Below are 8,621 nucleotides of genomic sequence, written 5' to 3'. Positions count from 1 at the left end.
GGAACGGATCTCGTTCCCGGCGTCCTCCGTTCTCCCCCGCCCTTCGCGATCAGCGCCCGGACGACGTGCGCCAGGGCCTGGTCCGTGGCGCACGCCTCCGTCACGTCGGCGGATCGACGCGCACCACGTTGTCGTCCCGCTCCCGCTGGATCAGCGTTCCGAACGGATCGATGCCCGCCCGCGCCGGTGCCCGCGGCACCGTGACGGTGAGGGTCTGGCGGCCGCTCCGGATGCGGTGCGGGCGCAGGTAGAGCGGGTCCCCCGCCCCCGCGCCGAACACCCCCACGTCCACCAGGTCGTCCATGGGGACCTCTGTCTCCACCCCCACGCTGTCCGCCCGCACCTTCCTGGCGACCACGTCCATCGTCACGCGGTACGCGCCGGCGCCGGCCGGCTGCACCCGCACCGCCTCGGCGCGCACGTCCCACAGGGTGATGTGCTCGAACAGGTCGCGCAGCAGGGGGCGCAGAGAGTCGGGGGTCACGGCCCGCAGCTCCGCGTACAGGTCGCGCGAGGTGGGGTACGGGGGGCCCGCGTCGCGGTACCGCTCCAGGAAGCGGCGCAGCGCGGCGTTCACGCGGGCCTCTCCCAGGCGCTCGCGCAGCGTGTACATCACCACCGCGCCCTTGTGGTAGTAGAGGTAGCCCTGGTCCTCCACGTCCAGCAGCGGCACCTCGCGGCTGGAGAACACTCGGCGGCCCTGCAGGTAGCCGTCCATCTCGTAGTCGTAGAAGCGGCGCACCTGCGCCCGCCCCAGCGCCGCTTCCATGGTCATCATGGCGCTGTACTGCGCCAGCGTTTCGGAGACCAGGGCCCTGCCCGGCACGTCGGCGCCGCTCACCTGGTTGCCCCACCACTGGTGAGCCGTCTCGTGCGCGGTGACGAAGAAGGGGCGGTCCACGTCGCCCGGCTTCACCCGCGTGAGAAACGCCCCTGCTTCCGAGAAGGCGAGGGTCTGCGGGTGCGCGCGGTTGGAGCCGGCGTAGAGGGGCACCTCCACCACCCGCAGCTCGCGGTAGGGATAGGGGCCAAAGTGGGCCGTGTTGTAGTCCAGCGCGGCCCGCATGCCCCGCACCATGCGGTCCACGTTGAAGGCGTGCGCGGGATGGTACAGCACGCGGAGCGACACGCCGTTCCACCGGGCGCCACGCTCCGCGTACGCGGCCGAAAAGACCGGCGCGCCAAAGGAGAGGGGCGCCTCCGTGCGGTAGTGAAAGTAGCGCCGGCCCCCCTCCGTCCACTGCCGCACGAGCGTGCCGGGGGTGAGGGCCGTTTGCCCGGCGCCCGTCCCGATCACGGCGTCCAGCCGCACGCGGTCGTCGTCGCCGCGGAAGCCGGAGCCGTGCCGCAGCGCCCGCGGGTCGCCGGGGGCGGGGCGCCGCCGCGGCGCGAGCCCGTGCTCGCGCCGGGCCCGCGCGTCGTCCAGCTCCAGCGCCGGCTGGTACCCCACGAACGGCAGCCAGCCGCGGCCGAAGTAGCTGCCGTTGCGCACCACCGCCGTGGAAATGCCGCTGTTGGGAAAGCCGCGGGGACGAAAGGCCACGTCAAAGCGCAGGCGCAGCGAGTCGCCGGGCGCCAGCGGGCGCTCCAGGGCGTAGATGCGGTACTGCACCCGCGGGTCGTCCAGCACCCGCCGCGCGGGGCGGTCGAACGAGAGGGCGCGCGCACGCACCTCGGGCGCGACGAGGACGTGGACGGAGTCGATCGCCCGGTCCGTGCGGTTCACGAGACGGTAGGTGCCGCGAAGCTCCGCCGCGCCCTCCCCGGGGTAGATCTCCACCCGCAGCTCCGCGGCCGCCACGCTCGGCTGCGGCGCGTCCTCGTACCGCTTGTAGCGCCGCTCGTACTCCGCCCACGGGGCGGCGGCCCCGCGGGGCGTGCGGTACGGGTTCAGGACGTTGGTGTTGTAGAAGAGAAAGCCGCCCAGCGCCACGATGAGCACCGCCGCCGCGGCCCCCGCGCGGGCCGCCGCCCCCGTGAAGCGCGCCCGCGCCACCCGGAGCCGCCGCCCGTCCATCCGCCCGCGCACCCAGAACAGCCGCGCGGCCACGGCCAGCAGCAGGGCCCACGCCGCCCAGTACAGCTTGAACCAGGTCCACGGCCCGGGAAACGGGCCAAAGCCGTTCATGTCGGAGTAGACCCATCCCGGGTCCGAGGCGTAGCGCAGCAGGTTGTGCCGGATGCCCAGCCGGTCCGAGAGCAGCGTGACGAGAAAGAGGGCCACCACCACCAAGTGGCCCACGTACTTCTGGTTCACCACCACGTGCACGGCCATGGCCAGCGCCGCCAGCAGCAGGGAATCCACCAGCTTGATGCCGAAGAGGATCCGCAGGTACAGGCCCGGCTCGTAGCGGTGGTAGCCCTGCAGCGTCTGCAGCAGCACCCCGGAGGCCATCAGCGCCGCCTGCACGCCGAGCAGCACGACGGCCAGCGCCAGGAAGCGCCCCGCCAGGAACACCGGGGTGGGCACCGGCGCCGCGTCCTCGATCTCGCTCACCCGCACGTCGCGCTCGCGCCACACCAGCTCCCCCGCGAACAGCGCCACCAGCAGGGTCACCACCACCGACGCCCCCTCCCCCAGCACCGTCCCCGCCACCAGGCGGGTGACGGGCCACGTGGAGGTGCCGAACGCCTCGGAGCCCACGTCCCACCCCACCCCCATCACCAGGCCGACCATGAGCAGCAGGATCACCGCGAAGGCGGGGTTGCGGGCCACCTCCCCCAGGGAGCGGCGCGCCACCCGCAGCGTCTGCCACGCGCGCGTCCGCGCCCCAAAGCGCCCCGCCACCGGCGGGACCGCGGCCGGGGCGGGCCGGACCGGCGCGTGGGACGGCTCGCGCTCCACGCGCGCCCGGCGCCCGGCGTCCGTGTGCGCGAAGCGAAAGCGGCGCAGGAGAAGCGTGAGCACGGCCGCGGCCACGCCCATCCACGCCAGGCGGTTCCAGAGCAGGAGCCCGGGATAGCCGATCAGGCGCGTGTCCAGCTCCACCGGCGTCCAGTAGCGGGTGAGCCGGTCCAGGACGGAGATGCCGAAGGGGTCCGCCAGCACCGCCAGCCCCGGGCGGGTGATGCGCCGCTGCAGCTCGCTGGAGAACAGGTAGGCCAGGAAGAGCCCGATGGCGCCCACGTACGCGGGAAGCACCTGCCGGGTGCGCGCCGCGACGGCAAAGAGGAGCGCGCCCACCAGGAGCGCGTTGGGGAGCAGAAAGAGCAGGTACGGCTGCACGTAGGCGGCCGGGAGGACCGGGCCGAACATCCGCGGGTCCAGGTACGGCATCCGGGACCCCGCCAGCAGCCCCAGGGGCACGCCCAGGAGAAGGACCGCGTTCACGGCCAGGGCGCCCAGGAAGCGCCCGCCCAGGTACTCGCCCGGGCGAACGGGGGCCGTGTAGACCAGGGGGTGCATCCGGGCCTGCACGTCGCGCGTGGCCGCGTCGGCAAAGAGCGCCGCCGTCACCAGCATCCCCAGCATCCCGGCCACGGTGCAGCCCACGGCCACCTTCTGGGGGCCGTTCACGTGGCTGTTGCCGCCGTTCACCACGTGCACCAGCAGGAACCCCGCCCCGAACAGGAGCAGGGCGTACAGCCAGGTGGAGACCCGCCGCAGCCGGTACTCCACCTCGAAAAGGAAGATCTCCCGGAGCTTCACCCGCCCACCTCCGCCGGCGCGGCGCGCCCGCCGGCGCCGTGCCCGGCCATGACGGCAAAGTACACGTCCTCCAGCCCCGGCTCCACCGGCTCGAACGCCGCGCCCGGCGGCGTCTCGCCGTACACGTGCACCACCGTACGCCCCGCCAGCAGCCGGGTGGAGATCACGGCGTGCGCCCGCTCCACCTCCGGCAGCGCCGCCCGGGGGATGACCCGGCGCCAGATCCGCCCCCGCAGCTCCTCCACGGCGCCCAGCGGCTCGGCCTCCAGCAGGATGCGGCCGCGGTTGATGATGGCCATGCGGCTGCACAGCTCGGCCACGTCCTCCACGATGTGCGTGGACAGGATCACCACGGCGCGCTCGCCCAGCTCGCTCAGCAGGTTCAGGAAGCGCACCCGCTCCGCCGGGTCCAGCCCCGCCGTGGGCTCGTCGACGATGATGAGCCGCGGGTCGCCCAGCAGCGCCACCGCCACGCCGAAGCGCTGCCGCATCCCCCCCGAGTAGCCGCCCAGCTTCTCCCTGCGCACGTCCCACAGGTTCGTCTGCCGGAGCAGGGCCTCCACCACCTCCCGGCGCGTCGTTCGGTCCGTGATGCCCTTGAGCACGGCAAAGTGCTCCAGCAGCCGCTCCGCGCTCACCCGGGGATACACGCCGAACTCCTGCGGCAGGTAGCCCAGCGTCTGCCGCACCCGGTCCCGTTCGCGCAGCACGTCGATGTCGCCCAGCCGCACGGAGCCCGCGTCGGGCGCCTGCAGCGTGGCCAGCGTGCGCATCAGCGTCGACTTCCCGGCGCCGTTGGGCCCCAGCAGGCCGTACATCCCCCGGGGAATGGTCAGGGTGACCCCGTCCAGGGCCTGGACCCCGTTGGGATACCGCTTGGACAGGTCCCGGATCTGCAGTTCCATGACGGCGATGAGGGGCGACGAGGGCGGAGGAGGAACGGACGCACGCGGCGTCTCCGGGCGTGCGCGCCGAACGCGCGGCGCCGCCTCTCCGGGGACGGGAGGCGGCAGCCGTTTGTTTCAGCCCCGGGCGCGCGCGGGGGTCAGGCCGAGGCCACGCGGGCCAGGGCCTGCATGGCGGCGCGGAGCTTTTGCTCCGTCTCCATGAACTCGTTCACGGGGACGGACTCGGCCATGATGCCGGCGCCGGTGTTGAGGTACGTGAGCCCGCCGTAGCGGAACACGCCGCGGATGGCCAGCGAGAAGCGGCAGTCCGCGCTCCCCGAGACCCAGCCGATGACGCCGGAGTACAGCGACCGCGGGCCGGACTCCAGCGTGCGCAGCAGCCGCACGGCGGGCTCGCGGGGAAAGCCGGCGATGGTCACGCTGGGGAACACGGCCCACAGCGCCTCCAGCACGTGCCGGTCGGGGCTCACGCGGCCCTGGATGGTGGAGCTCAGGTGCTGCACGTACTGGTGGATGGAGATGTCCATGAGCCCGCGCACCCCCAGGCTCCCGTGCTCGCACACGGGCTCCAGCTGCCCCAGCAGCGTGGTGACCGACAGCACGTGCTCCACGATCTCCTTGTGGTCGTGCCGCAGCTCGTGGCGCAGCGCCTCATCGTCGTCGAACGACGCGCCGCGCTTTCGCGTTCCCGCCAGGGGGTTGGACTCCAGCCGCCGCGCGTCGGCCGACACCAGCAGCTCGGGCGAGGCCACCATGGCCGCCAGGTCGCCGAACTCCAGCAGGAACCCGTCGGAGTGCGTGCGCGACTCGGTGATGGCCTCGAACAGGTCCAGCGGGTCGTACCGCACGTCGAACGTCTGGTGGCGCGAGAGCACCACCTTTTGCACCACGCCTGCGTTCAGCGCCTCCACGGCGCGGGCCACGCTCCCCTCGAACGCCTCGCGCGGAACCCCGCCCACGGGCTCGATGCGCACGTCGCGGGGCGCGGCGGGGCGGCGCGGGAGGGCCACCGTCAGGAACGGCGCCACGTCGAAGCCCGTGGTGGTCCAGTGCGTCACGTTGCCGTCCGGCGTGAACTCCACCCGCTCGCCGGGAACGATGAACTCCGCCAGGGGCGCGGGGTTGCGCACCCCCTCGGGGTACGAGGCCGATCCCGCGTCGATGGCGTCGAACGCCACGAACCCCATGGCCTTGCGATGGTCGCCCGGCGCCGTCATGGCGGCCAGCCGCTCCCGCCAGTCGGGGAGGAACTCCGCGTCCGTGACCCGCAGGTGGTCCACCGGCGCCCAGCCGATCTCGGCGCGGCCGGGGGTGAGGTGAAGGTACGCGTGGGCGCCCAGCACCCCCGCGTCCCGGAGCCGGCGATAGGTCGCGCAGGCGTCGAAGGACCCGCGAAACCGACATGCCCTGACCGTCATCCCATTCCCTTGCGATACGTTTCGATGAGCGCGCGCTCCAGCGCGCGGGGCGGCCGCACCCCGTCCAGGATCTCCGCCACGGCGGCGCACACGGGGAGCGACAGCCCGGCGCCCGCCGCCAGCGGCGCCACGGCCCGCACGGCGCCGATCCCCTCCGGCACCTCCGGCAGCGCCGCCACGATCTCGTCCAGCCGCCGCCCCTGCCCCAGCTCCATCCCCAGCCGCCGGTTGAGCGACTGGGGGCTGGACGCCGTGAGAAAGACGTCGCCGATGCCGGCCGGGCCGTCGAACGCCGCGGGGTCCGCGCCCAGGGCCGTGCCCAGCGCGCGGATCTCCGCCAGCGTGCGGGCCACCACCAGCCCCAGCCCGTTGTAGCCCATCCCCGCCCCCAGGCCCATGGCCGCGGCGATGGAGACGGTGTTCTTGAGCACGGACACCAGCTCCACGCTGAACAGGTCCGCGCCGGCCACGACGGCCAGGTGCGGGGCCGCCAGCGCCCGGGCCGCCCGCGCCCGCGCCTCGGCCGAGGGCGAGGCGACGACGAGGGAGCTGAGCTGCCCCGCCATGATCTCGCCCGTGATGTTGGTGCCGCCGAGGGTGCCCACCGGGCACCCGGGCGCCGCGTCGGCGAGCACGCGCGACATCAGCCGCAGCGACGGGTGCTCGATGCCCTTGGTGGCGGAGAAGAGCGCGGTATCCTGCTCCGCCAGCGCGCCGATCTCCCGCGCCGCGGCGGCGAACGCCGTGGAGTGCACGGCCACGACGACGAGCCCCGCGCCGGCCAGGGCCTCGCCCAGCGACGCCGTGGCCCGCAGCCGCAGATCCAGCGCGTGGGCGGGGCGGGCGGGGTGCCGGTGGTCGCCGTTGACGGCGTCCGCGGCCGCGGGCGAGGCGCACCAGAGGACGCACGCGTGGCCGCCGGCCGCCATCACGTGGGCCAGCGTGGTGCCCATGGAGCCGTCGCCCACGACGGCGCAGCGCGGGGGGGCGGCGGGGAGGCTACTGTCCACCGGTCACCTCGAGGGTCTGCCCGGAGACGAAGCCGGACTCGTCCGAGGCCAGGAAGGCGACGACGGTGGCCAGGTCCGCGGGGGTGGCCAAGCGGCGGAGGGGAACGGCGTCCATCATGGCGTCCATCTCCGCCGGGGTGCGCCGCGCCAGCAGCGCCTCGATGCGGGGCGTGCGCGTGACGCCGGGCGCGGCGGCGTTGCAGCGGATGCCGAACGGCCCCAGCTCCACGGCCAGCTTGCGCGTGAGGGCGTTCACCCCGGCCTTGGAGACCACGTAGGGCGCGTTGGTGCGCCGGGCCGCGTGGTCGCCGCGGGCCACGATGGACGACAGGTTGACGATGACGCCCGACCGCCGCGCCTTCATGTGCGGCACCACGGCGCGGATGCACAGGAAGGTGCCGCGCAGGTTGAAGCCCAGCACGCGCTCCCAGTCGTCCGGCGAGATCTCCTCGATGGGGGCGTCGGGGCGCTGCAGCACGGTGCTGCCGCCCACCCCGTTCACGAGCACGTCCACCCGGCCAAAGCGGGCGATGACGTCCTCCACCATCCGGTCCACCTCGTCCGCGCGGAGCACGTCCGCGGGGACGGGGACGCAGACGCCGCCCGCCTCCCCGATCTCCTCCGCCAGCCGGCCCAGCGCGTCGCCGTCCACGTCCACGGCCACCACGCGGGCGCCCTCGCGGGCAAGGAGCACGGCCGTGTCGCGGCCAATGCCGCTGGCGGCGCCCGTGACGATCGAGACCTTCGATGAAAAGCGCATCACCCTGGGTTTGGTGGAGCCTGGCGCCGCGCCGTCCGGGACGGGGGGCGAACGTGTGCGGGAGGGGGGCGCGGCGCGGGCCGGCCCCGGACGGGCACCGCGGCGCGGCGGACGGATCCGCCGCGCGTGGCGATGCCGGGTTCCTCCGTGTGTCGTGGCCGGGTGGACGTCGGCGGGATCGGGGCGGCGGTCCTAGGCGAGCCGGCGGCCCATGGCCAGAGCCACGCGGCGGGCGTGCTCCATGGCCGGGGCGAGCTCGTCCTCCGCGTCCTCGCCGTCCGGCTCCAGCAGCACGCCGTCCGCGCCCGCGGCGATGGCGGCGGAGGCCAAGCCGGCCGCGGCGCCCGGGGCCGCCACGACGGGAAGGTGCGACAGCGACTTGAGCACGGGGACGGCCGTCAGGTCCAGCACGGGCCGGCCCTCCGGCGGAATGCCCAGCACGCCCGCCTCGCACAGGATCACGTCCGGGTTCCCCGCCGCCAGCACGTACTCCGCCGCCAGCAGGACCTCGGTAAGGCCCGCGGTCTGGCCGCGCACCAGCAGCACCGGCGTGCCCAGCCGCGCCACCCGCGTGAGGAACGGGTAGTTCTGCATGTTCTCGCCGCCCACTTGCAGGATGTCCACACGGTGGGCCAAGAGGAGCGCGGACTCGATGTCCGAGGCCTCGGCGGCGATGGCCATCCCCGTCTCGTCGCGGGCCTGCTCCAGCAGCCGCAGCGCGTCCTCGCCGCGGCGCGCGCGCACGTACGGCGAGCGGGGCGGGCGCAGGGTTCCCCCGTGCAGCACGGCGGCCCCGGCGGCGCGCAGGCGGCGCGCGGCCGCCATCACCCGCGCCTCGGGCCCGGCGGGGGGGAGCGCCGCCATCACGGCCACGTC

6 protein-coding genes are annotated in these 8,621 nt (G+C 74.5%); all 6 read right to left on the bottom strand.

Annotated features, from left to right (window positions below):
- Positions 1–100 precede the first annotated feature (100 nt).
- Positions 101–3,649, bottom strand: a complete 3,549-nt coding sequence (locus tag VFZ20_RS06385; RefSeq protein WP_329683007.1) for a M1 family aminopeptidase — start codon at positions 3,647–3,649, stop codon at positions 101–103.
- Positions 3,646–4,554 carry an ABC transporter ATP-binding protein gene (locus tag VFZ20_RS06380; RefSeq protein ID WP_329683006.1) on the bottom strand — a complete coding sequence of 303 codons (909 nt, stop codon included), beginning with the start codon at positions 4,552–4,554 and terminating at the stop codon, positions 3,646–3,648. Before VFZ20_RS06380 ends, VFZ20_RS06385 begins: the two co-directional genes overlap by 4 nt.
- A 140-nt stretch (positions 4,555–4,694) precedes the next feature.
- Entirely contained in the window at positions 4,695–5,900 is a 1,206-nt protein-coding gene (locus tag VFZ20_RS06375) for a chorismate-binding protein (RefSeq protein ID WP_329683005.1), read from the bottom strand.
- Between the two features lie 71 nt (positions 5,901–5,971).
- Entirely contained in the window at positions 5,972–6,985 is a 1,014-nt protein-coding gene (locus VFZ20_RS06370; RefSeq protein WP_329683004.1) for an NAD(P)H-dependent glycerol-3-phosphate dehydrogenase, read from the bottom strand.
- Entirely contained in the window at positions 6,975–7,745 is a 771-nt protein-coding gene (locus tag VFZ20_RS06365; protein ID WP_329683003.1) for an SDR family NAD(P)-dependent oxidoreductase, read from the bottom strand. The genes VFZ20_RS06370 and VFZ20_RS06365 overlap by 11 nt, the downstream gene beginning before the upstream one ends.
- Positions 7,746–7,937: 192 nt before the next feature.
- Positions 7,938–8,621: N-acetylneuraminate synthase family protein (locus VFZ20_RS06360; protein ID WP_329683002.1), on the bottom strand; the 684-nt coding region annotated here is incomplete at its 5' end.

It is taken from the genome of Longimicrobium sp., from assembly GCF_036280135.1.
Taxonomy (GTDB): domain Bacteria; phylum Gemmatimonadota; class Gemmatimonadetes; order Longimicrobiales; family Longimicrobiaceae; genus Longimicrobium.
Note: the sequence above shows the minus strand (reverse complement) of the source record. Positions and strands in the feature narration are given on the sequence as shown.

Excerpts from the sequence above, each read along its gene's own strand:
- VFZ20_RS06365 (WP_329683003.1), bottom strand. The coding sequence starts at position 7,745 with ATGCGCTTTTCATCGAAGGTCTCGATCGTCACGGGCGCCGCCAGCGGC.
- VFZ20_RS06380 (WP_329683006.1), bottom strand. The coding sequence starts at position 4,554 with ATGGAACTGCAGATCCGGGACCTGTCCAAGCGGTATCCCAACGGGGTC.